This is a genomic window from Allobosea sp. GW821-FHT09G06 (genome assembly GCF_059416005.1).
Genome location: NZ_JBWKOI010000002.1, coordinates 21,008 through 42,565, shown reverse-complemented (window position 1 = coordinate 42,565; position 21,558 = coordinate 21,008). Strand labels below are relative to the sequence as shown.

Here is a 21,558-nt window from a genome sequence, read left to right as displayed (position 1 = left end):
ATCTTGACGGAATGGGACGTGATCATCGTCGGCGCGGGTTCAGCCGGCTGCGTGCTGGCCGGGCGACTTGCCGAGGCCGGCCAGGGCTCGATCCTGGTGATCGAGGCCGGGCCGCGCGATCTCAGCCCCTGGGTCCATCTGCCAATCGGCTACGGCAAGACCTTCTATCATCGCCGCATGAACTGGATGTACCGGACCACGCCGCAAGCCGGGCTGGACGGGCGGGAGATCTACCAGCCGCGCGGCAAGGTCGTCGGCGGCTCCAGCGCCATCAACGCGATGGTCTATGCGCGCGGCCAGGCCGAGGATTTCGACGAATGGAAGCGGCTCGGCAATCCCGGCTGGGGCTGGGCCGAGGTACTCGCCGCCTATAAGCGCATGGAGGACCATGCGCTGGGCGCCTCCCTCTGGCATGGCACTGGGGGCCCGCTCCATGTCGAGAACGTTGCCGGCGAGGTCCATCCGCTGACGCCCCTCTTCGTCAGGGCGGCCGGCGAAGCGGGCCTGCGCTTCAATCCGGACCTCAACGGCGCGACCAGCGAGGGCGCCGGCTTCTACCAGATCACCACGCGCAGCGGCCGGCGCGAATCGGCGGCGCGCGCCTTCCTGCATCCGGCAAGGCGGCGCGGGCGCGTGAAGCTCGAAACCGACATGCAGGTCACGCGCATCCTGTTCGACGGGCGGCGCGCCATCGGCGTCGAGGCACGACGCGGCGGCGAGACCTTGCGTTTCGGTGCCCGCAGGGAGGTCCTCCTCTCCGGTGGCGCGTTCAACTCGCCGCAATTGCTGCAGCTCTCCGGCATCGGCCCGGCTGATCTGTTGAAGCAGCACGGCATCGCGCCGCTGCTCGACCTGCCCGCCGTCGGGCGGAACCTGCAGGACCATCTCTGCTACGACCACGTCTATCGCTCGAAGCGGCCGAGCCTGAACGATGCGCTGCTGTCCTGGCCTGCCCGCATCGGCATGGCCACGAACTATCTGTTGCGGCGGCGCGGCCCGCTCTCGCTCAGCGTCAACCAGGGCGGCGGGTTCTACCGCACCCGGCCGGAGCTGACGCGACCGGACATGCAGCTTTATTTCTCGCCGCTGAGCTATGAGCGCGCCGTGCCGGGCGTGCGCGCCTTGATGAAGCCCGACCCCTTCCCCGGCTTCAGCTTGAGCGTCTCGCCCTGCCGGCCCTTGAGCCGCGGCCATGTCGCGATCCGCTCGCCCGATCCGCAGGTCGCGCCGGAGATCGCGCCGAACTATCTCTCCCAGCCCGAGGACCTGCGCCTCCTGCTGGACGGCGCCCGCTTCCTGCACCGGCTCGCCGCGACACCGACACTCTCCGCCGTGATCGACACCGCGATCCGGCCGGGGCCGGAAGCTGTGGGCGAAGCGGCGCATGTCGCCGCCATCCGCGCGAATGCCTATTCGGTCTTCCACCCGTGCGGGACCTGCCGGATGGGCCCCGATGCGAGCGAGGCCGTGGTCGATGCCAAATTGCGGGTGCATGGCATCGAAGGCTTGCGCGTCGTCGATGCCTCGATCTTCCCGACCATTCCCTCCGGCAACATCAACGCGCCGGCCATGATGGTCGGAGAGCGCGCCGCCGCCCTGATGGCGGAAGGCTGAGAGCGAATTCCCCTGCCCCGCCGGCCGTCGCCGGCATCATTCCCCGGAGGACAGACCATGATCACGCGCCATGAAGTGACCGGACGATTGAGCAAGGTGCTCGTCGCCAACGGCTTCGCCTTTCTTTCCGGCCTCACCGCCGCCGACCGCAGCGGCGGCGTGCGCGAGCAGACCGCCGATACCTCAAGCAGATCGACGGCTATCTGGCGATGGCCGGCACCGACAAGACCCGCATCGTCGTCGCCAATATCTGGCTGAAGGACATCGCGAATTTCAACGAGATGAACGCCGCCTGGGAGGCCTGGGTCGATCCGGCGCAGCCGCCGGCCCGCGCCACCGTCGAGTCGCGCCTGGCGCCCGAGAACATCCTGGTCGAGATCCAGGTCCAGGCGCTGGTCTGATCCCTGCATAAACCGCACGGGGACATGCGAGCCGGCTATTCCGCCGGGCGCATTCCCGTGTGAAGATCGCGCATCGGAGATGGATGACCGGCATGACGCAAGCCTACACGTTCGACGCTCTGAAAGAGGATGTCGCGGCCGGCCGCATCGACACGGTGTTGGCCTGTCTCGTCGACATGCAGGGGCGCCTGATGGGCAAGCGCTTCCATGCCGCCTTCTTCATCGAAAGCGGACATCATGAGACGCATAGCTGCAACTACCTGCTCGCGACCGACATGGAGATGGAAACCGTAGCCGGCTATGCGGCAACCAGCTGGGCCGCCGGCTATGGCGACTACACGATGAAGCCGGACCTTTCGACCTTGTGCCGGGTGCCCTGGCTCGAAGGGACGGCGCTCGTGCTCTGCGACGTGCTCGACCATCACGGCCATGACATCCCGCATTCGCCCCGCGCGGTGCTGAAGAAGCAGGTGAAGCGGCTCGAAGCCATGGGCCTCAAGGCCTATATGGCGACCGAGCTCGAATTCTTCCTGTTCGACCAGAGCTACGAGAATGCCTGCGCCAGCGGCTATCGCGATCTCAAGACCGCGAGCAGCTATAACGAGGATTACCACATCTTCCAGACGACCAAGGAAGAGGCGGTGATGCGGGCGATCCGCAACGGCTTGCAGGGCGCCGGCATCCCGGTCGAGAACTCCAAGGGCGAGGCTTCGGCCGGGCAGGAGGAGATCAATGTCCGCTATGCCGACGCGCTGACGATGGCGGACCGGCATGCGATCATCAAGAACGCCTGCAAGGAGATCGCCTGGTCGCAAGGCAAGTCGATCACCTTCCTCGCCAAGTGGAGCAACGCGCATGCCGGCTCCTCCTCGCATATCCACCAGTCGCTCTGGAGCGCCGACGGCAAGACGCCGCATTTCCTCGACGCGCAGGCGAAACACGGCATGTCGCCAATGATGCGGAACTATGTGGCGGGGCTTCTCGCCCACGCTTCCGACATCACCGGTTTCCTCGCGCCCTATATCAACTCCTACAAGCGCTTCGTCGCCGGTACCTTCGCGCCGACCAAGGCAGTCTGGAGCAGCGACAACCGCACCGCCGGCTACCGGCTCTGCGGCGCCGGGACCAAGGGCATCCGCATCGAATGCCGGGTCGGCGGCTCGGACCTCAACCCCTATCTCGCCATGGCGGCGCTGCTCGCGGCCGGCCTCGACGGCATCGAGAAGAAGATGGAACTGGAAGAGGCCTTCGTCGGTGATGCCTATGGCAGCCGCGACGTGCGCGAGATTCCGAAGACCCTGCGTGATGCGACCGTCGCGCTGAAGGGCTCGGCGATGCTGCGCAAGGCCTTCGGCGACGACGTGATCGACCACTATGTCCGCGCCGCCGAATGGGAGCAGGAGGAATACGACCGCCGGATCACCGATTGGGAAGTGAAGCGCGGCTTCGAACGCGCCTGAACCGGCTCCCTCCCGTAAAGAATCTCAGACAGACGGATAGTGACGATGACGATGATCCGATGCGTGTCGCCGGTGGACGGCTCGGTCTATGCCGAGCGGCCAGCCCTGAGCCTCGACGAGGCCAAGGCCGTGGTCGCGCGCGCCCGCAAGGCGCAGAAGGCCTGGGCGAAACGCCCGCTCGACGAGCGCATCGCGCTGGTGCTGAAGGGCGTCGCGCGCCTCAACGAGATGGGCCAGGAGGTCGTGACCGAGCTCGCCTGGCAAATGGGCCGGCCGGTCAAGTACGGCGGCGAGTTCAAGGGCTTCAACGAGCGCTCGAACTACATGGCCTCGATCGCCGGCGAGGCGCTGGCGCCGCTCGTTGTAGAGGACGGCGCCAGCTTCAAGCGCTTCATCGCGCGCGAACCGCATGGCGTCGTCTTCGTGATCGCACCGTGGAACTACCCCTATATGACCGCGATCAACTCGGTCGCGCCGGCCCTGATCGCTGGCAATGCGGTGATCCTCAAGCATGCCAGCCAGACGCTGCTGACCGGCGAGCGGCTGGCGCGCGCCTTCCATGAGGCCGGCGTACCGGAAGAGGTCTTCGCCAATGTCTTCCTCGACCATGAGACCTCCTCGCGCCTGATCGCCGAGAAGCAGTTCGACTTCATCAACTTCACCGGCTCGGTCGCGGGCGGGCAGGCAATCGAGCGTGCCGCGGCCGGCACCTTCACCGGGATCGGGCTGGAGCTCGGCGGCAAGGACCCCGGCTATGTCATGGAGGATGCCGATCTCGACAAGGCGGTCGACACGCTGATGGACGGCGCGACCTTCAACTCAGGGCAATGCTGCTGCGGCATCGAGCGCATCTATGTGCATGAGAGCCTCTACGATTCCTTCGTCGAGAAATCGGTTGCTTGGGTCTCGAACTACCGGCTCGGCAACCCGCTCGATCCCGAAACCTCGCTCGGCCCGATGGCGCATAAGCGCTTCGCCCAGGTGGTGCGCGAGCAGATCACTGAAGCGACCGCGAAGGGCGCACGCGCGTTGGTCGATCCCAAGCTGTTCCCGCAGGATGATGGCGGCGCCTATCTCGCACCGCAGATCCTGGTCGATGTCGACCATTCCATGACGATCATGCGCGAGGAGACTTTCGGCCCGGCGGTCGGCATCATGAAGGTGCGCGACGATGCCGAGGCCCTCGCGCTGATGAACGACTCCAAATACGGTCTCACCGCCTCGCTCTGGACCGGCGATGCCGAGCGTGCCGCCCGGCTCGGCGAGAGCCTCGAAACCGGTACCGTCTTCATGAACCGCGCCGATTATCTCGACCCGGCCCTGTGCTGGACCGGCGTCAAGGAGACCGGGCGCGGCGGCTCGCTCTCGATCATCGGCTTCCATAACCTCACCCGTCCGAAATCCTACCATCTGAAGAGAGCTGGCTGATGCCGATCACCGCGAACTGGAGCTATCCGACCGCCGTCAAGCTGGGCGCCGGGCGGATCAGGGAACTGGCCGATCACTGCAAGGCGCTCGGCATGAAGCGGCCATTGCTCGTGACCGACCGGGGGCTCGCGAGCATGGCGATCACCGCCAATGCGCTCGACATTCTTGAGGCCGGCGGCCTCGGCCGGGCGATCTTCGCTGATGTCGATCCCAACCCGAACGAGCGCAATCTCGACGCCGGCGTCCGGGCCTTCAAGGCGGGCGGGCATGACGGTGTCGTCGCCTTCGGCGGCGGCTCCGGCCTCGACCTCGGCAAATGCGTGGCCTTCATGGCCGGCCAGACCCGGCCGGTCTGGGATTTCGAGGATGTCGGCGACTGGTGGACGCGCGCCTCGATCGAAGGCATCGCGCCGATCGTCGCGGTGCCGACCACGGCCGGGACCGGTTCCGAGGTCGGGCGCGCCTCGGTCATCACCAATTCGCAGACCCATACCAAGAAGATCATCTTCCACCCGAAGTTCCTGCCGGGCGTGACGATCTGCGATCCCGAGCTCACCGTCGGCATGCCCAAGGCGATCACCGCCGGCACCGGCATGGACGCCTTCGCGCATTGCCTGGAGGCCTATTCCTCGCCCTTCTTCCACCCGATGAGCCAGGGCATCGCGCTCGAAGGCATGCGATTGGTGAAGACCTATCTGCCGCGTGCCTATGCCGATGGCGGGGATATCGAGGCGCGCACGCAAATGATGGCTGCCGCCGCGATGGGCGCCGTCGCCTTCCAGAAGGGGCTGGGCGCGATCCATTCGCTCTCCCACCCGGTCGGCGCGGTCTATCACACGCATCACGGCACCACGAATGCCGTGGTGATGCCGCCGGTGCTGCGCTTCAACCGCCCGGCGATCGAGGACAGGATCGCGGCGGCCGCCGCCTATCTCGGCATCGCCGGGGGCTTCGACGGCTTCTACGATTTCGTCCTGAAGCTGCGCTCCGATCTCGGCATTCCCGACAAGCTCGGCGCGCTCGGCGTCGGCACCGACCGGATCGACGAATTGGCCGAGGCCGCGGTGGCCGATCCCTCGACCGGCGGCAACCCGGTGGAGCTCACGGTCGATGCGGCGCGCAAGCTGCTGATCGAGTCGATCTGAGATCGACAGGCACTATCAGCCGGCGCGCAGATTGCGGACGATGTTCGTGGCGCGCCGGATCGCGGTGATCGCGGCGCCAACCGCGATCAGCCAAAGCGCCCCGACGAGCACCTGGTTGTGTCCGCTCCAGAGCGGCTCCAGCAGCGACAGCACGGCCGCAACGGTGATCACCGCCATGCGGTGCTGCTTCGCCATCGGCCCCGAGAAATCGGCCGGCAAGCCGCAATTGCGGCCGAGCTCGCGGGTATAGGCGGTCAGCACGGCGAAGGCCGCCGCCGCCCAACCCAGAGCCGGCTGCCCCACGCCATAGCCGACGCCGACGAGGATCAGGATATCTGCGACCCGGTCGGGGAATTCGTTCCAGAACGGCCCGTCCGGCGCCTGCTTGCCGCCCTCGATCGCCACCATCCCGTCGAAGAGGTTGCAGAGCAATCGGAACTGGCAGAACAGGGCTGCGACGAGCAGCAAGGCGACGCGAGAGCCGCCACCGGCCGTGCCCGCCTGCCAGAAGGCGATGCCGGCGATGGCCGCCATCACCATGCTCGCCATCGAGATCTGGTTCGGCGTCACGGAAGCCGCGCTCAAGCGGCGGGCGATGGCGCGGGCCCAGCCGGAATCGCGGCTGGCGAGCGGGCGTCTGTTCTCGTCCTGCGCCATGGGTCAGGCCTTCCGAATGCGCCAGAGCGAATAATTGTAGAGCGCGGCGTAGCTCGTCGCGACGGTGAGCGGCACGGCGATGGTCTTCGCGATCTCCGGCGTGCCACTGAGCGTGTGGAGGAGGGTCAGCAGCGTCGCGGAGACGAGGCCGGCGATCGCGGGCGGCGCCAGCAAGGCTGTCAGACCGGAGAAACGGCTGGCGAGATATTCGATCGCGCGCTTCAGGACCAGCGTGATCGTGGCCGAGATCGCGCCCTGCAGCAGGCCGGCGTATAGCGGCGCCGGCATCGGATGGGCGCGGTTGGCGAAGGCCGCCCAGCTCCCCATAGCGAGGAAGGCGAAGCCGACATGGACGATGCTGCTCCGCATCAGGCGCGCGAGCGGTCCGCTCATACGGCGGACCAGCCGTAGCGGACGAGATGGAAGAAGATCGGCGCCGAGAAGACGACGGAGTCGAGCCGGTCGATGAAGCCGCCATGGCCGGCAATCAGGTGGCCCCAGTCCTTGACGCCGCGGTCGCGCTTGATCGCCGACATGACGAGCCCACCGAAGAAGCCCATGAGGACGATGACCAGCGCGAGGAAAGCCGCCTGAAGGGCTGTGAACGGCGTCATCCAGGACAGGCCGGCGCCGACCGCGGTGGCGCTCAGCGCCCCGCCGACGAAGCCTTCGACGGTCTTCGAGGGCGAGAGCTTCGGAGCGATCTTGGTGCGGCCCAGAAGCTTGCCCCAGACATATTGCAGGACGTCGCTGATCTGCACGACGATGACCAGGAAGGCGATCAGCAGGACGTTGCGACCCTCGTAGCCGGCGATCTCGAGGCTGAGCAGCGCCGGCACATGCGAGGTGGCGAAGACGCAGATCATCAAGGCCCATTGCACCTCGGCGATGCGGATCAGGAAATGGTCGGTATCGCCGCGCGCCGCGGCGATGATCGGCATCAGCAGGAAGGCGTAGACGGGGATGAAGATCGAATAGAGCCCGTACCACTCGATCCAGATCAGGTAATACTGCACCGGCAGCACGACGAAGAAGGCTGCGGCCAGCGCCCAATGGTCGGCCCGGCGCGTGTCGGTCAGCGTGATGAATTCGCGCAGCGCCGCGAAGGAGCAGAAGCCGAAGAGCAGCGTCACTCCGGTCTTTCCGCCGATCAGCGCGAGCCCCATCAGCACGACCATGACCCACCAGGCCCGGATACGGTCGTTGAGGTTCTCGACCACGGCATTCGAGCCGTCAGGCGAGAGGCGGCGCTGCAGCACGAAGCCGATGGTCGAGGCGACGACGAGAACGCCGAGGATGCCGGCGAGCACGGTCACGAGATCGGGATGCGGCATCGTCATGACGCGTTCGCCTTTGGGGACAGGGCGAGCAGCGCCGCTTCGGCCCGCGCCAGGAAATCGGGCTTCATCTCGCCGTCAGCGAGGCGCAGCGGCGCGCCGAAAGTGACCGTGCAGATCAGCGGGATCGGCACGAACTCGCCCTTCGGCATGACGCGGTTGAGATTGTCGATCCAGGCCGGCACGAGCGCCACGTTCGGCCGCGCCTGCGCCAGATGGAACAAGCCGCTCTTGAACGGCAGCAGGCGCGCCTCGGTGGTGTTGCGCGTGCCCTCCGGGAAGACGATCAGCGAGGAGCCGGCATCGAGCGCCTCGGTCATCTGCGCGATCGGGTCGCTGGTGCGGCTCTCGCGATCGCGGTCGATCAGCACGGCATTGAAGACGTCGCAGCCGATGAAGCGGCGGAGGTCGCTTTTCAGCCAGTAATCGCTGCCGGCGACGGGCCGGGTCGAAAAGCGCAGGCGCCGCGGCAGCACCGTCCAGATCAACACGAAATCGCCGTGGCTGGCATGGTTGGCGAAATAGATGCGCTGCTCGTCCGTGGGCTCGACACCCGCCCAGCGGCCACGCACGGCAGTGATGAAACGAGCGAAGAAGAGGATGAGCGCGCCCGCCAGACCTGCCGCTATCCCACGCATTCCGCTGGTCCCACCCTCGTTAGCCACCCAGACGAGGTAGCGCCTGTCACCCGCCCTGTCGATATCGGCGGCCAGGCGATGAACAGGCTCGGCAATTGCGGCTGCTGCGCTATACTCCGCACAACAGAAGCAGATAGGCACCCGCTCGATGCTGGCCGAGACTTTGCCCCCCGCGAGCGTGGGCGTCACCGTCAAACTCTATGACGATCTCACCTCGGCCATCGTCTCCGGGGAGATCGCGCCCGGCGCCAAGTTGAGCGAGCCGGCGATCGCCCGCCATTTCGGCGTCAGCCGTGCGCCGGTGCGCGAGGCGATCCGGCGCCTGCAGGAGCGCGGGCTTGTCACCTATGTCGCGAACCAGGGCGCCCGCGTCGCCGAGCCGAGCGCGGCCGAGTTCCTTGCGCTGCTCGACGTGCGCGAGGCGACCGAGGGCATGGCCGCACGCCTCGCGGCGGAAAGCATGAGCGACGACGAGATCGCGGCGCTGGAAGCGCTGGTAACCGGCCATCGCGACGAGATCGAGCGCAACCCGATGGGCGCCTATCTCCAGGACGAACCCGAGGCGGATTTCCACCGCCGGATCGCCAAAGGCAGCGGCAACCCGATCCTGGCCGAGCTGCTCTGCGAGCAGTTCTATCCGCGCCTGCGCCTGTGCCGGCGCCTGCATTCCACCGTCCCGGGGCGGGGCCGCGAGGCGTGGCGCGAGCATATGCGGATCACCGAGGCGATCAGCCATCGCGACGGCGAACTGGCCGAAATCCTGATGCGACGCCATATCCGCGCCGCGCGCATGGCGCTTCAGGCTGCGCTTACGGCAAGCGAGAGCGCCAAGCCGGGAAAACGTCGCAACGGCGCGAAGCGCTGATCCGACTCAGCTGGCAGCAGTAGCCGACTGCCCTTCCGCCTCGGCGCGACGACGGCGATAGGCGAGCAGCGGCGGCACGATCAGGATCAGAGCCGCGATCCCGAGCAGCGTCGCCGCGATCGGCGTGCCGACCAGCACGCTCCAGTCGCCCTGGCTGACGGCGAGCGCGCGCCGGAGCTGGATTTCCGCCTGCGGACCGAGGATCAGCCCGATCAGGGCCGGCGCAATCGGGAAGTCGTGGACGCGCGCGACATAGCCGACGAGGCCAAGGCCGCACATCAGCGCGAGGTCCATCCAGGAGGTCGACAGCCCCCAGACGCCGACCATCGCGAAGACGACGATGCCGCCATAGATGTAGTGCCGGGGGATCAGCAAAAGCCGGACCCAGATGCCGACCAGCGGCAGGTTGAGGATCAGCAGGATGACGTTGCCGATATAGAGCGAGGCGATCAGGCCCCAGAGCAGATCGGGATTGGTCGCGAAGAGCAGCGGGCCGGGCTGGAGGCCGTAGTTCTGGAAAGCGGCGAGCAGCACGGCCGCCGTCGCTGTCGAGGGCAGGCCGAGCGTCAGGAGCGGCACGAGGATGCCGGCAGCGGCTGCATTATTGGCGGCCTCCGGTCCCGCGACGCCCTCGATCGCGCCCTGCCCGAATTCCTCCGGATGCTTGGTCAGGCGGCGCTCCAGCGCATAGGAGAGGAAGGTCGGGATTTCCGTCCCGCCGGCCGGCAGAGCACCGATCGGGAAGCCGATGACGCTGCCGCGCAGCCAGGGCTTCCAGGAGCGTTTCCAGTCCTGCCTCGTCATCCAGCTGCCGCCGGAGAGCGGGTTGATGGCTGCGGGCGCGGCGCTGTGCCGGCTCGCGACATAGAGCGTCTCCCCGATGGCGAAGAGCGAGACCAGCACGACGGTGAAGGAGATGCCGTCGAGCAGTTCGAGCGAGCCGAAGACCATGCGGGTCTGGCCAGTCTGGGTGTCGATGCCGATCGTCCCGAGCGCGAGCCCGAAGAACAGGGCGGCGAAGCCGCGCACCATCGAGCGCCCCATCACCACGGCGACCGAGGTGAAGGACAGCATCATCAGCGCGAAGTAATCCTCGGGGCCGAAGACGAAGGCGAGCTCAGCGATAGCGGGCGCGAGGAAGGTCAGCGCCAGCGTGCCGATCGTGCCGGCGACGAAGGAACCGATCGCGGCCGTCGCCAGCGCCGCGGCGCCACGGCCGCGGCGAGCCATGCGATTGCCTTCGAGCGCCGTCATCACCGAGCCGCTCTCACCCGGCGTGTTCAGCAGGATCGAGGTGGTCGAGCCGCCATAGAGCGCGCCATAGAGGATGCCGGCGAACATGATGAAGGCCGAGGCCGGATTGACCTGCGCGGTGACGGGCAGGAGCAGCGCGATGGTCAGCGCCGGGCCGATGCCGGGCAAGACGCCAACCGCCGTGCCGAGGCCGCAGCCGATGAAGGCCCAGAACAGGTTCATCGGCTGCAATGCAACCGCGAACCCGCCGAGCAATTGGTTCAGGATGTCCATGCTTCAGCCCAGCAGCGGGAAGAAGGGACCAAGGCTGATGCCGAGGCGGGAGAAGCCGAACCAGGCGAGGCTGGCGATCAGCGCACCGATCCCGAGATCAAGCAATGTCCGGCGTGAGCCGAAGGCATGGGTCACCAGCGTGAAGGCCAGCATCGCGCTGAACGGAAAACCGAGCCAGCGGATCGTCAGCAAGGGCACGCCGACGCCGGCCAGAGCCATCAGGAAGGCGGGGCGCGAGAACGGCGCCTCCTCCTCATCCTCGCTGGCCGGCGCCAACTGCCCCTTCAGCGCCTGCACGATCAGCAGGAAGCCGAGCAGGACGAGGCCGAGCCCGACGGCGAGCACGATCGCCGCCGGCCCGACGCCGACATAGTTGGTGGTCGAGGCGATGCTGCGCGCGCCGTTGAGCCAGAGCGCGCCCATGATCAGGATGGCGAGCCCGAGCCACCAGGGTCGCCCGGCGCCGAGCGCTGCGGAATTGGTCTTCGTCGACGACATCTGCCTTGCCCCGCCCTTCGCGATGGATGGCGGGCGGCGCTCAGGTGCGCCGCCCGGCTTCGACGGAGGCTGGAGGATCGAACTGAATACCTTATTCAGTTCGATCCTCCAGCTCTTTGATCTTGCATCGGCTTTGCCCGAAAACCGCGGACCACTTTTCGGGCCGATGCTCTATTTCAGGATGCCGACTTCCTTGAGCGCGCTCGTCCAGTTCGCTTCCTCGCTCTTGAGGAAGGCGTTGAAGGCGTCGCCCGGCAGATAGGCGTCCTCCCACCCTTGCGTCTTCAGCGTCTCCTTCCACTCCTTGGTGGCGTGGAGCTTGGCGAAGCGGTCGAGCCAGGTCTTCTTGGCCGCGTCGCTCATGCCGGGCGCGCCGACGAAGCCGCGCCAGTTGCCGATTTCGACGGGGATGCCGGCTTCCTTCAGCGTCGGGGCGTTGAGGCCTTCGACCCGCGTCGGGCCGGAGGTCGCGATGATGCGAATGCGGCCGGATTCGGCGAAGGCGCGGAATTCCGAGGCGCCGGAGATCGCCGCCTTGATCTTGCCGCCGCCGAGCGCAGCCAGAATCTCGCCGCCGGAGAAGGCGACGAAGTTGATCTTCGCGACGGGCGCACCGGCATGCTTGGCGAGCAGCGCCAGCATGACATGGTCGGCACCGCCGGCCGAGCCGCCACCGACCGAGAGCGCGCCGGGATCAGCCTTGAGCGCGGCGATGAAGTCCGCCGGGGTCTTGATCGGCGAGTTCGCGGGCACGGCGATGGCGTTGTATTCGTTGGTCAGGCGCAAGAGCGGCGTCGTGTCCTTGAGCGAGACCGGCGTCTGGTTGGTGATGACGCCGCCGACCATGATGACGCCGGTAACCAGCAGGGCGTTGTCGTCGCCCTTGGCGGTGCGGACGAATTCGGCGAGGCCGATCGTACCTGCCGCACCACCCTTGTTGGTGAAGGAAGCCCCGTCCGTGAAGACCTTGGACTGGGCGAAGGCCGCCATGGTGTGGCGCCCGGCTCCGTCCCAGCCGCCACCGGGATTGGCGGGGATCATCACCTTGGCAGGCTCCGCCAAGGCCGCGCCGGTGCCGAGCCCCAGGGCCAGGACGCCGGCCATCGTCAAACGCTTCAGCATCTTTCATCTCCTCCCGTTGTCGCTACGCCGCCCTTTTTGAGCTGGTCGTTTCTTGCCGCGTCATTTGCGGTTCGGGCGCCGGGTCGTTCCGGCGCCCTGATGTTCTCATGCGCTGCGCTCGCGCTGCGGCATGCCTTCCGGCGCGATGGTCGCGACGATCGAGGCGTCGAGCGCCTCGTAATCGGCGAGCCCGATGGTCTTGTAGAGCTCGACCCGCGTCTGCATCTGGTCGACCATCGCATGGGTGCCGCCGTCGCGGGCGAGCGCCGCGTAGAGCTTCTCCTGAGCCTTGTTGGCGACGCGCAGCGAGGAGACCGGCCAGATCACCATGCGATAGCCCATCGCCTCGAATTCGGAGGCTGTGAAGAAGGGCGTCCGGCCGAACTCGGTCATGTTGGCGAGCAGCGGCACGCCGGGCATGCGGCGGGCAAACTCGCGGAACATCTCGGCCGTGGTCAGCGCTTCCGGGAAGATCGCATCAGCGCCGGCCTCAAGGTAAAGTTTGGCGCGCTCGACCGCGCCGTCGATGCCCTCGCTCGCGGCGGCATCGGTGCGGGCGATGACGTAGAGGTGGCGGCGGGCCCTGGCGGCAGCCGCGACCTTCGCCGCCATGTCGTGGGCGTCGGCGAGCTTCTTGTCGTTGAGATGGCCGCATTTCTTCGGCAGCAGCTGATCCTCGATATGGACGGCGCCGGCGCCGGCCTCCTCGAAGACGCGGACCATGTGCATGACATTGAGCGCCTCGCCATAGCCGGTATCGCCATCGACCAGGAGCGGCAGGCCCGAGGCCCGCGCGATCTGGCGGATGAAGAAAGCGACCTCGTCGACAGTGATCATCCCGAGATCGGGAATTCCCATCGAGGCGGTCATCGCCGCACCCGAGAGATACAGGCCCTCGAAGCCGGCCATCCTGGCCTGAATGCCGGCCATGCCGTTATGGGCGCCGGGCAGGCGGGCGATGCCGCCGCGCTCGACCAGCGCCCGGAAGCGCTGGCCGGCCGGCTCGGAGGGAAGATCGGAGGCGACGAGATAGGGCATGGGCGCTCAGTTGCAGTAGAGATCGACGTAGTCGTTGACGGGCATCGCTTCGAGCCTGGCCTGATCCAAGGAAACGTCGAGGATCTGGCGCTGGCGCTTCTCGACGAAGCGGCGGGCGAGGTTGGTGCGGAACTTGGCTTCCAGCAGCGGAATGCCGTCGGCGCGGCGACGCTTGTGACCGATCGGGTATTCGACGACGAGCTCGGGCAGCACCGTGCCATCCTTCAGAGTCACCGTCATGCCATTGGCGATCGAGCGCTTCTCGGGGTCATGGTAATCCCTGGTGAAGGCCGGATCCTCGACGCATTCGATCTTGTCGCGCAGCACGTCGATGCGCGGATCGGCGGCGACATCGTCCTCGTAATCGGCGGCGGTGAGGCGCCCGAAGATGAAGGGCACGGCGACCATGTACTGGATCGTGTGGTCGCGATCGGCCGGGTTATGCAGCGGCCCCCGCTTGTCGATGATGCGGATGCAAGCCTCGTGCGTGCGGATCTTGATCGAGGCAATGTCGTCGCTGCTGCGGCCCATCGCCTTGAGCTGCCCGTGCAGCGTCATCGCCGCCTCGACCGCGGTCTGCGAGTGGAACTCGGCCGGGTAGGAAATCTTGAACAGCACGTGCTCCATCACATAGGAGCCGTAGGGGCGCTGGAACTTGAAGCTCTGGCCGCGGAACGAGGCGTCGTAGAAGCCCCAGGTCTTCGCGGTGAGCGCTGACGGATAGCCCATCTCGCCGGTGCGGGCGATCAGGGCGAGCCTGACGGCGCGGCTGGTGGCGTCGCCCGCCGCCCAGCTCTTGCGCGAGCCGGCATTGGGGGCGTGGCGATAGGTGCGCAGCGCCTGACCGTCGACGAAGGCAAGCGAGAGCGCGTTGACGATCTCGTCGCGGTCGAGCCCGAGCATGCCGGCGACCACCGCGGTCGAGGCGACCTTGACCAGGATGACATGGTCGATGCCGACCTTGTTGAAGGCGTTCTCCAGCGCCAGGCAGCCCTGGATCTCGTGCGCCTTGATCATCGCGGTGAGCACGTCGCGCATGGTCAGTGGCGCCTTGCCGGCCGCGACCGCGGTACGCGACAGCCAGTCGGCGACGGCGAGGATGCCGCCGAGATTGTCGGACGGGTGGCCCCATTCGGCCGCGAGCCAGCAATCGTTGAAATCGAGCCAGCGGATCATCGTGCCGAAATTGAACGCCGCCTGGATCGGATCGAGCTGATAGGGCGTGCCCGGCACGCGGGCACCGTTCGGCACGGTGGTGCCGGGAACGACGGGACCGAGCAGCTTGGTGCAAGCGGGGTATTCGAGCGCCTCCATGCCGCAGCCCATCGTGTCGATCAGGCAGTTGCGGGCGGTCTCGTAGGCGAGCGCGCTGTCGACGCGATAGTTCAGCACGTAATCGGCGATATCGACCAGCACGCCGTCCGGAGCCGGACGCTCATTGTTGTTGAATGTCGCCATTTTGGGCCGTTCCTCGCATCGATCGCTCGCCTTTTCAGCCTGGCCAGCGTTTATTGTCGACACAAATTACATTGACAGGCCCGTTTGACAAGCGCCCCCGGCTCGTTAATCTAAAAATTGTCGACAATCGAACCAGGCCAACCATGAGCCCGGACTGGCGACGGAACCCCGCCACCGACAGGCGGGAGCAACAAGACTTTCGGAGGAACGCCATGAGGACAACGATCGCCACCTGCTGCGCGCTGCTGCTCTCGGCAACCGCCCACGCGCAGGACTTCCAGCCGCAGAACCCGGAATGCATCGCGCCTGCCGCGCCCGGCGGCGGCTTCGACCTGACCTGCCGGCTCACCAGCCGCATGCTGAACGAGACCGGGCTGGTCGGCCCGTCGATCCGCACCACCAACATGCCGGGCGGCATCGGCGCCATCGCCTATAACAACATCCAGGCGCAGCGCGCCGCCGATGCCAATATCATCGTCGCGGTCTCGACCGGCTCCTGGGTCAATCTCGCCCAGGGCAAGTTCGGCCGTTTCAGCGAATCCGACGTGCGCTGGCTCGGCGCGATCGGCGCCGATTACGGCGTGCTCGCCGTGCGTAAGGACAGCCGCTTCAAGACCCTCGCCGAGGTCGTCGAGGCCCTGAAGAAGGACCCGACCTCGGTCAAGGTCGGCGCCGGCGGCACCGTCGGCAGCCAGGACTGGATGAAGCCGGCGCTCGTCCTGAAGGCGGCCGGCGTCGATCCGCGCAAGATGCGCTATCTCGCCTATGAGGGCGGCGGCGAGGCGATCGGCGCCCTGATCGGCGGGCATATCGACCTCTTCCCCGGCGATGCCTCCGAGGTGCGCGGCCAGCTCGAAGCGGGCGAAATCCGCCTGCTCGCGACCTTCTCGGACAAGCGCCTGCCCGGCGCCTTCGCGCAGGTGCCGACCGCCAAGGAACAGGGCTACGACGTGCAATGGCCGATCGTGCGCGGCTTCTACGCCCCGCCGAAGGCGCCCGAAGCGTCCTATACCTACTGGACGGGCGTGCTGACCAAGCTCAACGCCGATCCGCGCTGGCAGAAGGCGCGCGGCGAGCAGGGGCTGTTCGAGTTCAGCATGGTCGGCGCGGAGTTCGACGCTTTCGCCAAGAAGCGGACCGCCGATTTCCGGGCGCTGGCGGCCGAGGTCGGCCTCGCAAAGTAAGGGCAAAAGCCCTTCGCGACGACAGCAGGACGGGAGAGGATCATGATCGATCGCCTGGTCGGGTTGATCTGTGCGCTCATCGGCGCGGGCGCGATCTGGCACGCGCAAACCCTGCACGTGCCGTTCGCGGCCGACCCGGTCGGGCCGCGCTTATTCCCGACGATCATCGGCGGCGTGCTGATCCTGGGCGGGTGCATCTTGATGCTGCGCCCGGGGCCGGTGACGATGGAGTTCGGGACATGGCCGCGGGCGCTCGCCGTGCTCGTAGCCAGCCTGATTTATCCGCTGCTCCTGCTGCCGATCGGCTTCATCGCCGCCACGAGCCTGCTCTGCTTCGTGGCGGCGCTGGCCTTCCATGCGCGGCCGCTGCCGGCCGCGGCCTCAGCGGTCGCCACGGCGATCGTCTTCTTCGTGCTGCTCGACAAGGTGCTCGACCTGCCGCTGCCGCGCGGGCCTCTGGGGATTTGAGATGGACGCATTCGCCGCCCTCCTCGCCGGTTTCCAGGTCGCGCTTACGCCGCTCAATCTCACTGTGGCCTTCGCGGGCGTAGCGCTGGGGACCGCGATCGGCGCGCTGCCCGGCATCGGGCCGATCAATGCGGTCGCCCTACTGCTGCCGCTCTGCTTCGCCCTGAAGCTGCCGCCGGAAACGGCGCTGATCCTGCTCGCCGGGCTCTATTACGGCAGCGGCTATGGCGGCCGCATCTCCTCGATCCTGCTCAACATCCCCGGCGACCCCGGGCTGGTGATGACGACGCTCGACGGCTATCCGCTGGCCAAATCCGGGCGCGGCGCCGCAGCGCTGGCGATCAGCGGCATCGGCAGCTTCGTCGGCGGCACCAGCGCCGTCATCCTGATGACCTTCCTCGCCGTGCCGCTGACAAGGCTCGCGCTATCCTTCGGCCCGGCCGATTATGTCGCGCTGATGGTGCTGTCCTTCGCCCTGCTCGGCACGATGAGCGAGGGCAAGGCGGTGAAGACCTGGATCGCGGTCGCGCTCGGCCTGCTCTTCGCCATGGTCGGCATCGACGGCGGCACCGGCGTCGAGCGCTTCACCTTCGGCTCGCTGGAGCTGCTGGGCGGCATCGACTTCACCAGCCTGACCATCGGCCTTTTCGCCGTCGCCGAGATCCTCTTCCTGGCGGAAGGCATGATCAGCGGCGCGGTCTCCCGCACCGGCAACGGCGCCCGGCTGAGCTTCCGTGAAATCATCTACTGCATCCCGGCGATGCTGCGCGCGACCGGGCTCGGCTTCTTCCTCGGCGTGCTGCCGGGCACCGGCGCCTCCGTCGCGTCGGCCATGGCCTATACCGCCGAGAAGCGCATCTCGGACAAGGGCACCTTCGGCAAAGGCGACATGCGCGGCCTTGCCGCCCCGGAAACCGCCGACAATGCCGCGCAGACCGGCTCGATGGTGCCGATGCTGGCGCTCGGCATTCCCGGCTCCGGTACCACCGCCGTGATGCTCGGCGCCTTCCTGATGTATTCGATCACGCCCGGCCCGCTGCTGTTCACGCAGCGCCCCGAGGTCGCCTGGGGCCTGATCGCCTCGATGTATATCGGCAACCTGATGCTGCTGGTGCTGAACCTGCCGCTGGTCGGGCTGTTCGCGCGGCTGCTGCTGGTGCCGGCCTGGATTCTCTATCCCGGCATCCTCGCGCTGTCCTATGCCGGGGTCTACGCCGTCTCGAACTCGGCCTTCGAGCTGATCATCACCACCGGTATCGGCATCCTCGCCTATGGCTTGCGCAAGGTCGGCATCCCGCTGATCCCGTTGATGCTGGCCTTCGTGCTGGCGCGGCTGCTGGAGGACAATTTCCGCCGGGCGCTGTCGCTCTCGGATGGCGGCTACGAGATCCTGTTCTCGACGCCGACCAGCATCGTGCTCTGGTTGCTGGCGCTCGTCGCGATCGGCCTGCCATTGATCCGCAAGCCCGCGCTCCATCCGGCCGTGCCGGCGACCGAGGGCGGGAAGCCGAGCGCCTGAGTGGCGCCCGGCATAGCCTCAGATCGAGCGGGTGATGCCGCCGTCGACACGCAGGTTCTGGCCGGTGATATAGGCCGCGTCCTTCGAGGCAAGGAAGGCGATGGTGCCGGCGATCTCGTCGCTGGTGCCGTAGCGCTGCATCGGCACGCCCTGCCGCCGTTCCTCGGTCGCCGGCAGGCTGTCGATCCAGCCCGGCAGCACGTTGTTCATGCGGATATTATCGGCCGCATAGGTGTCGGCGAAGATCTTGGTGAAGGAGGCGAGCCCGGCCCGGAACACAGCCGAGGTCGGGAACATCGAACTCGGCTCGAAGGCCCAGGCCGTCGAGATGTTGATGATCGCGCCGGCCTTCTGCTTCTGCATGATCGGCGTCACCAGGCGCGTCGGGCGGATGGCATTCAGCAGATAGACGTCCATGCCGCGATGCCAGTCCTCGTCGGTGATGTCGAGGATCGGGGCGCGCGGCCCGTGGCCGGCGCTGTTGACGAGCACGTCGACACGGCCCCAGCGCTCCATGGCGAGATCGACGAGGCGCTTCAGGTCGTCGTTCGACTGGTTGGAGCCGGTGATGCCGATGCCTCCGAGCTCGGCGGCCAGCGCCTCGCCCTTGCCGGAGGAGGAGAGGATGGCGACGGCGAAGCCGTCCTGCGCGAGACGCTTCGCCGCCGCGGCGCCCATGCCGCTTCCGCCCGCGGTGACCAGGGCCACTTTTTCTACCGACATGCTATTATCCTCCAGCTTGATACCGCAGCGGTCAACGCCGCTACACAAAGATCATTCACTTGCCTTCTAGCATTGAAGGCGCCACGCAGCGAACCAGTTCCACACAGCATAGCCAGTAGAAAAACTATCGCATGGCCTCTTTCTCTCGCCGCTTGCCGCCGTTGAACGGCCTCCGCGTTTTCGAGGTCGTGTCCCGCCATCTCAACTTCAGGCTCGCCGCCGAGGAGATCGGGGTGACGCAAGGCGCCGTCGCGCAGTTGATCCGCGCCCTCGAGGCCGAGCTTGGGCTGAAGCTCTTCCTGCGCCGCCCCCAGGGTCTGGAGCCGACGGAGGCCGGCCAGCAATATGCGACCAGGGTCCGGCGCGCCTTCGAACTGATCGCGGAAGCGACGCGGGAGCTTCGCGCCGAGCCGCAGCGCCTCACGATCAGCGTGACGCCGAGCCTGGCCTCGCGCTGGCTCATCCCGCGCCTTCCCGACTTCACGGCCGCCCACCCGACCATCGACCTGCGGATCGTCGCGACCGATCGCCTCTCTAATTTCGAGACGGATGATGTCGATCTGGCGGTCCGACTCGGTCAGCCGCCATTCGGGGCGGGGCTGAATGCGGAGTTGCTGCACGAGCAGACCATCATCGCCATCGGCAGCCCCCTGCTCATCGAGAAGCTTGGCGATCCCGGCGAGCCCCGGAACTGGGCGCGCTATCCGTTACTGCACGATGCCCACGACTTCTGGCCGGCCTTCCTCGGCAAGGCATTCCCGGCCGGTGCGCCGGCCTCGGCGCAGAATGTACGCTTCAACCAGACCTCGCTCGCGGTCGAGGCGGCAATTGCCGGGCAGGGCCTCGCGCTGGCCAGCCTTTTCCTTGTGGCCGACGACATCGCATCAGGCCGCTTGGTCCGTGTCCTCCCGGCGGAGCTACCGGTCGACGCAGGCTTCCATATCGTCTTCCCGCGCAAGCCGAGGCATCCGGAGCCGGTCGAAGAGGTGTGCCGCTGGCTGGTCGAGGCTGCAGCCGGCGACCGCCCTGCCCGGCCGGACGGCGCGCGACCGGGCACGCGCCGCGAATAACTTGAGGCTCGCGAAACAAACTTGCACCCCGCGGGCAGGATTGCAGCGCTTCTTTCGACGCGTCTGGATTATCCGTTCTCAACTCCGCGGAACGAGGCCGTATCGATGTCCAAGCTCGATCTCGACGATCTCCAGTCGCAGATGACCGCATGGCGCCGTCACCTGCATGCCCATCCCGAATTCGGCTTCGAGGAGAAGCGGACGGCGGCCTTCGTCGCCGCAAAGCTGCGTGAATTCGGCCTCGACGAGGTCGTCGAGGGCGTCGGCGGCACCGGCGTGGTCGGGACGCTGAAGCGCGGCAGCGGCAACCGCGCCATCGCCTTGCGCGCCGACATGGACGCCCTGCGCATCGCCGAGCAAGGCGAGCTGCCCTATCGCTCGCAGACGCCCGGCGTGATGCATGCCTGCGGCCATGACGGCCATACCAGCATGCTGCTCGGCGCGGCCAAGCTGCTGGCGGAGGAAGGCGACTTCGACGGCACCGTGCGCTTCCTGTTCCAGCCGGCGGAGGAATGGGGTCGCGGCGCGCTCGCCATGCTCGACGACGGTTTGATGGAACGCTTCCCCTTCGACGAGATCTACGGCCTGCACAACATGCCGGGCCTCGGCATCGGGCAGTTCCAGACGCGCGCCGGCTCCTTCATGTCGGCCGAGGATAATTTCGAGATCGTGCTGAAGGGTGTCGGCGGCCATGCCGCGAAACCCCATGCTGGAAGCGAGGTCCTCGTCGCCGCATGCGCGCTCGTGATGCAGCTTCAGACCATCGTCTCGCGCCGCCTGAGCCCGGCCGATATCGCCGTCGTCTCCGTCACCGAACTGCTGACGGACGGCACCCGCAACGTGCTGCCGGGGACGGCGCGCATTCTCGGCGATGCCCGCAGCTTCCGCCCCGAGGTCAGCGCCGCAATCGAGCGCCAGATGGGCATCATCGCGCGCGGTACGGCCGAGAGCTACAACCTCAGCCACGAACTGACCTATACGCGCGAATTCGTGCCACTGGTGAACGATGCCGCGCTCTCGCAGGAAGCGCTCGCCGCCGCGCGAACCGTACTGGGCGAGGACAATGTCGCGGTCGCCGCGGAGCCGATGACAGGCTCGGAGGATTTCGCCCGCTTCCTCGACCATGTGCCCGGCTGCTTCGCCTATGTCGGCAATGGCGACGGCTCAGCCCCGCTGCACAATGCGTCCTATGATTTCGACGATCGCGGGCTGATCCACGGCGCGCGATTCCACGCCGGAATCGTCAGGCACAGGCTGCCCGCCGGCTGAACTTCTGCCGACGAGAGACGAAAGCTCTCCTGCGGCACGCTCTCGGGGAAGAGCCTTCCGAAAATTCCCCGATCTATGGAGCCAAACACTCCGCCGGCCGGCGTAGAGATGAGCCCGAACTCGCCTCACCGGCTGTC

The 21,558-nt window shown here is 67.1% G+C and carries 21 protein-coding genes; 11 read left to right on the top strand and 10 right to left on the bottom strand.

Going from position 1 to position 21,558, the window contains the following annotated elements; genetic code table 11:
- Positions 1 to 3 precede the first annotated feature (3 nt).
- The 5 genes from AC07NY_RS10405 to AC07NY_RS10385 all read left to right on the top strand — a co-directional run bounded on the left by AC07NY_RS10405 (position 4) and on the right by AC07NY_RS10385 (position 6,048).
- Positions 4 to 1,614 (top strand): GMC family oxidoreductase, encoded by a 1,611-nt coding sequence (locus AC07NY_RS10405; protein ID WP_494583769.1) that lies wholly within the window; start codon positions 4 to 6, stop codon positions 1,612 to 1,614.
- A 209-nt stretch (positions 1,615 to 1,823) separates the two neighbouring features.
- Positions 1,824 to 2,015 (top strand): Rid family hydrolase, encoded by a 192-nt coding sequence (locus tag AC07NY_RS10400; protein ID WP_494583768.1) that lies wholly within the window; start codon positions 1,824 to 1,826, stop codon positions 2,013 to 2,015.
- Between the two features lie 92 nt (positions 2,016 to 2,107).
- Positions 2,108 to 3,475, top strand: coding sequence for a glutamine synthetase family protein (locus AC07NY_RS10395; RefSeq protein WP_494583767.1), 1,368 nt, complete (start codon positions 2,108 to 2,110; stop codon positions 3,473 to 3,475).
- A gap of 45 nt (positions 3,476 to 3,520) precedes the next feature.
- On the top strand, positions 3,521 to 4,903 hold the full coding sequence (locus AC07NY_RS10390) for an aldehyde dehydrogenase family protein (RefSeq protein ID WP_494583766.1): 1,383 nt from the start codon (positions 3,521 to 3,523) through the stop codon (positions 4,901 to 4,903).
- On the top strand, positions 4,903 to 6,048 hold the full coding sequence (locus AC07NY_RS10385) for an iron-containing alcohol dehydrogenase (RefSeq protein WP_494583765.1): 1,146 nt from the start codon (positions 4,903 to 4,905) through the stop codon (positions 6,046 to 6,048). Before AC07NY_RS10390 ends, AC07NY_RS10385 begins: the two co-directional genes overlap by 1 nt.
- Positions 6,049 to 6,063: 15 nt before the next feature.
- On the opposite strand, the gene AC07NY_RS10380 is transcribed toward AC07NY_RS10385, so the two are convergent.
- Genes AC07NY_RS10380 through AC07NY_RS10365 form a run of 4 tightly spaced genes read right to left on the bottom strand, consistent with a single transcriptional unit; the run spans position 6,064 to position 8,680 of the window.
- Positions 6,064 to 6,705 carry a CDP-alcohol phosphatidyltransferase family protein gene (locus AC07NY_RS10380; protein WP_494583764.1) on the bottom strand — a complete coding sequence of 214 codons (642 nt, stop codon included), beginning with the start codon at positions 6,703 to 6,705 and terminating at the stop codon, positions 6,064 to 6,066.
- A gap of 3 nt (positions 6,706 to 6,708) precedes the next feature.
- On the bottom strand, positions 6,709 to 7,098 hold the full coding sequence (locus AC07NY_RS10375; protein WP_494583763.1) for a hypothetical protein: 390 nt from the start codon (positions 7,096 to 7,098) through the stop codon (positions 6,709 to 6,711).
- Positions 7,095 to 8,045 (bottom strand): phosphatidate cytidylyltransferase, encoded by a 951-nt coding sequence (locus AC07NY_RS10370; protein ID WP_494583762.1) that lies wholly within the window; start codon positions 8,043 to 8,045, stop codon positions 7,095 to 7,097. Before AC07NY_RS10370 ends, AC07NY_RS10375 begins: the two co-directional genes overlap by 4 nt.
- Positions 8,042 to 8,680, bottom strand: coding sequence for a lysophospholipid acyltransferase family protein (locus tag AC07NY_RS10365; protein WP_494583761.1), 639 nt, complete (start codon positions 8,678 to 8,680; stop codon positions 8,042 to 8,044). Before AC07NY_RS10365 ends, AC07NY_RS10370 begins: the two co-directional genes overlap by 4 nt.
- A gap of 148 nt (positions 8,681 to 8,828) precedes the next feature.
- On the opposite strand from AC07NY_RS10365, the gene AC07NY_RS10360 reads away from it, so the two are divergent.
- Positions 8,829 to 9,545, top strand: a complete 717-nt coding sequence (locus tag AC07NY_RS10360; protein ID WP_492287705.1) for a GntR family transcriptional regulator — start codon at positions 8,829 to 8,831, stop codon at positions 9,543 to 9,545.
- Positions 9,546 to 9,551: 6 nt separating this feature from the next.
- Here the strand turns inward: AC07NY_RS10360 and AC07NY_RS10355 are convergent, their stop codons facing one another.
- The 5 genes from AC07NY_RS10355 to AC07NY_RS10335 form a co-directional block, all read right to left on the bottom strand.
- A complete protein-coding gene (locus AC07NY_RS10355; RefSeq protein WP_494583760.1) occupies positions 9,552 to 11,072 on the bottom strand; it encodes a tripartite tricarboxylate transporter permease in 1,521 nt (506 codons plus the stop codon).
- 3 nt (positions 11,073 to 11,075) lie between these two features.
- The gene (locus AC07NY_RS10350; protein WP_494583759.1) at positions 11,076 to 11,570 is read right to left on the bottom strand and encodes a tripartite tricarboxylate transporter TctB family protein; all 495 of its coding nucleotides are present in this window, start codon (positions 11,568 to 11,570) and stop codon (positions 11,076 to 11,078) included.
- 171 nt (positions 11,571 to 11,741) lie between these two features.
- The gene (locus AC07NY_RS10345; protein WP_494583758.1) at positions 11,742 to 12,692 is read right to left on the bottom strand and encodes a Bug family tripartite tricarboxylate transporter substrate binding protein; all 951 of its coding nucleotides are present in this window, start codon (positions 12,690 to 12,692) and stop codon (positions 11,742 to 11,744) included.
- 105 nt (positions 12,693 to 12,797) lie between these two features.
- Entirely contained in the window at positions 12,798 to 13,730 is a 933-nt protein-coding gene (gene prpB / locus AC07NY_RS10340; RefSeq protein ID WP_494583757.1) for a methylisocitrate lyase, read from the bottom strand.
- Positions 13,731 to 13,736: 6 nt separating this feature from the next.
- A complete protein-coding gene (locus AC07NY_RS10335; RefSeq protein ID WP_494583756.1) occupies positions 13,737 to 15,188 on the bottom strand; it encodes a bifunctional 2-methylcitrate dehydratase/aconitate hydratase in 1,452 nt (483 codons plus the stop codon).
- Positions 15,189 to 15,400: 212 nt separating this feature from the next.
- Here AC07NY_RS10335 and AC07NY_RS10330 point away from each other — a divergent pair, with 212 nt between their 5' ends.
- From AC07NY_RS10330 to AC07NY_RS10320, 3 genes are read left to right on the top strand one after another with little or no spacing between them, the layout of a single operon-like run.
- On the top strand, positions 15,401 to 16,372 hold the full coding sequence (locus tag AC07NY_RS10330) for a Bug family tripartite tricarboxylate transporter substrate binding protein (protein WP_494583755.1): 972 nt from the start codon (positions 15,401 to 15,403) through the stop codon (positions 16,370 to 16,372).
- Between the two features lie 42 nt (positions 16,373 to 16,414).
- Positions 16,415 to 16,840 carry a tripartite tricarboxylate transporter TctB family protein gene (locus tag AC07NY_RS10325; protein WP_494583754.1) on the top strand — a complete coding sequence of 142 codons (426 nt, stop codon included), beginning with the start codon at positions 16,415 to 16,417 and terminating at the stop codon, positions 16,838 to 16,840.
- Position 16,841: 1 nt separating this feature from the next.
- Positions 16,842 to 18,359 carry a tripartite tricarboxylate transporter permease gene (locus AC07NY_RS10320; protein WP_494583753.1) on the top strand — a complete coding sequence of 506 codons (1,518 nt, stop codon included), beginning with the start codon at positions 16,842 to 16,844 and terminating at the stop codon, positions 18,357 to 18,359.
- An 18-nt stretch (positions 18,360 to 18,377) separates the two neighbouring features.
- On the opposite strand, the gene AC07NY_RS10315 is transcribed toward AC07NY_RS10320, so the two are convergent.
- Complete coding sequence (locus AC07NY_RS10315; RefSeq protein WP_494583752.1) at positions 18,378 to 19,082, bottom strand: SDR family oxidoreductase; 705 nt, start codon at positions 19,080 to 19,082, stop codon at positions 18,378 to 18,380.
- A gap of 131 nt (positions 19,083 to 19,213) precedes the next feature.
- On the opposite strand from AC07NY_RS10315, the gene AC07NY_RS10310 reads away from it, so the two are divergent.
- Together AC07NY_RS10310 and AC07NY_RS10305 are read left to right on the top strand one after the other, a co-directional pair.
- The gene (locus AC07NY_RS10310; protein WP_494583751.1) at positions 19,214 to 20,152 is read left to right on the top strand and encodes a LysR substrate-binding domain-containing protein; all 939 of its coding nucleotides are present in this window, start codon (positions 19,214 to 19,216) and stop codon (positions 20,150 to 20,152) included.
- Positions 20,153 to 20,257: 105 nt separating this feature from the next.
- The gene (locus tag AC07NY_RS10305; protein ID WP_494583750.1) at positions 20,258 to 21,421 is read left to right on the top strand and encodes a M20 aminoacylase family protein; all 1,164 of its coding nucleotides are present in this window, start codon (positions 20,258 to 20,260) and stop codon (positions 21,419 to 21,421) included.
- Positions 21,422 to 21,558: the final 137 nt, after the last annotated feature.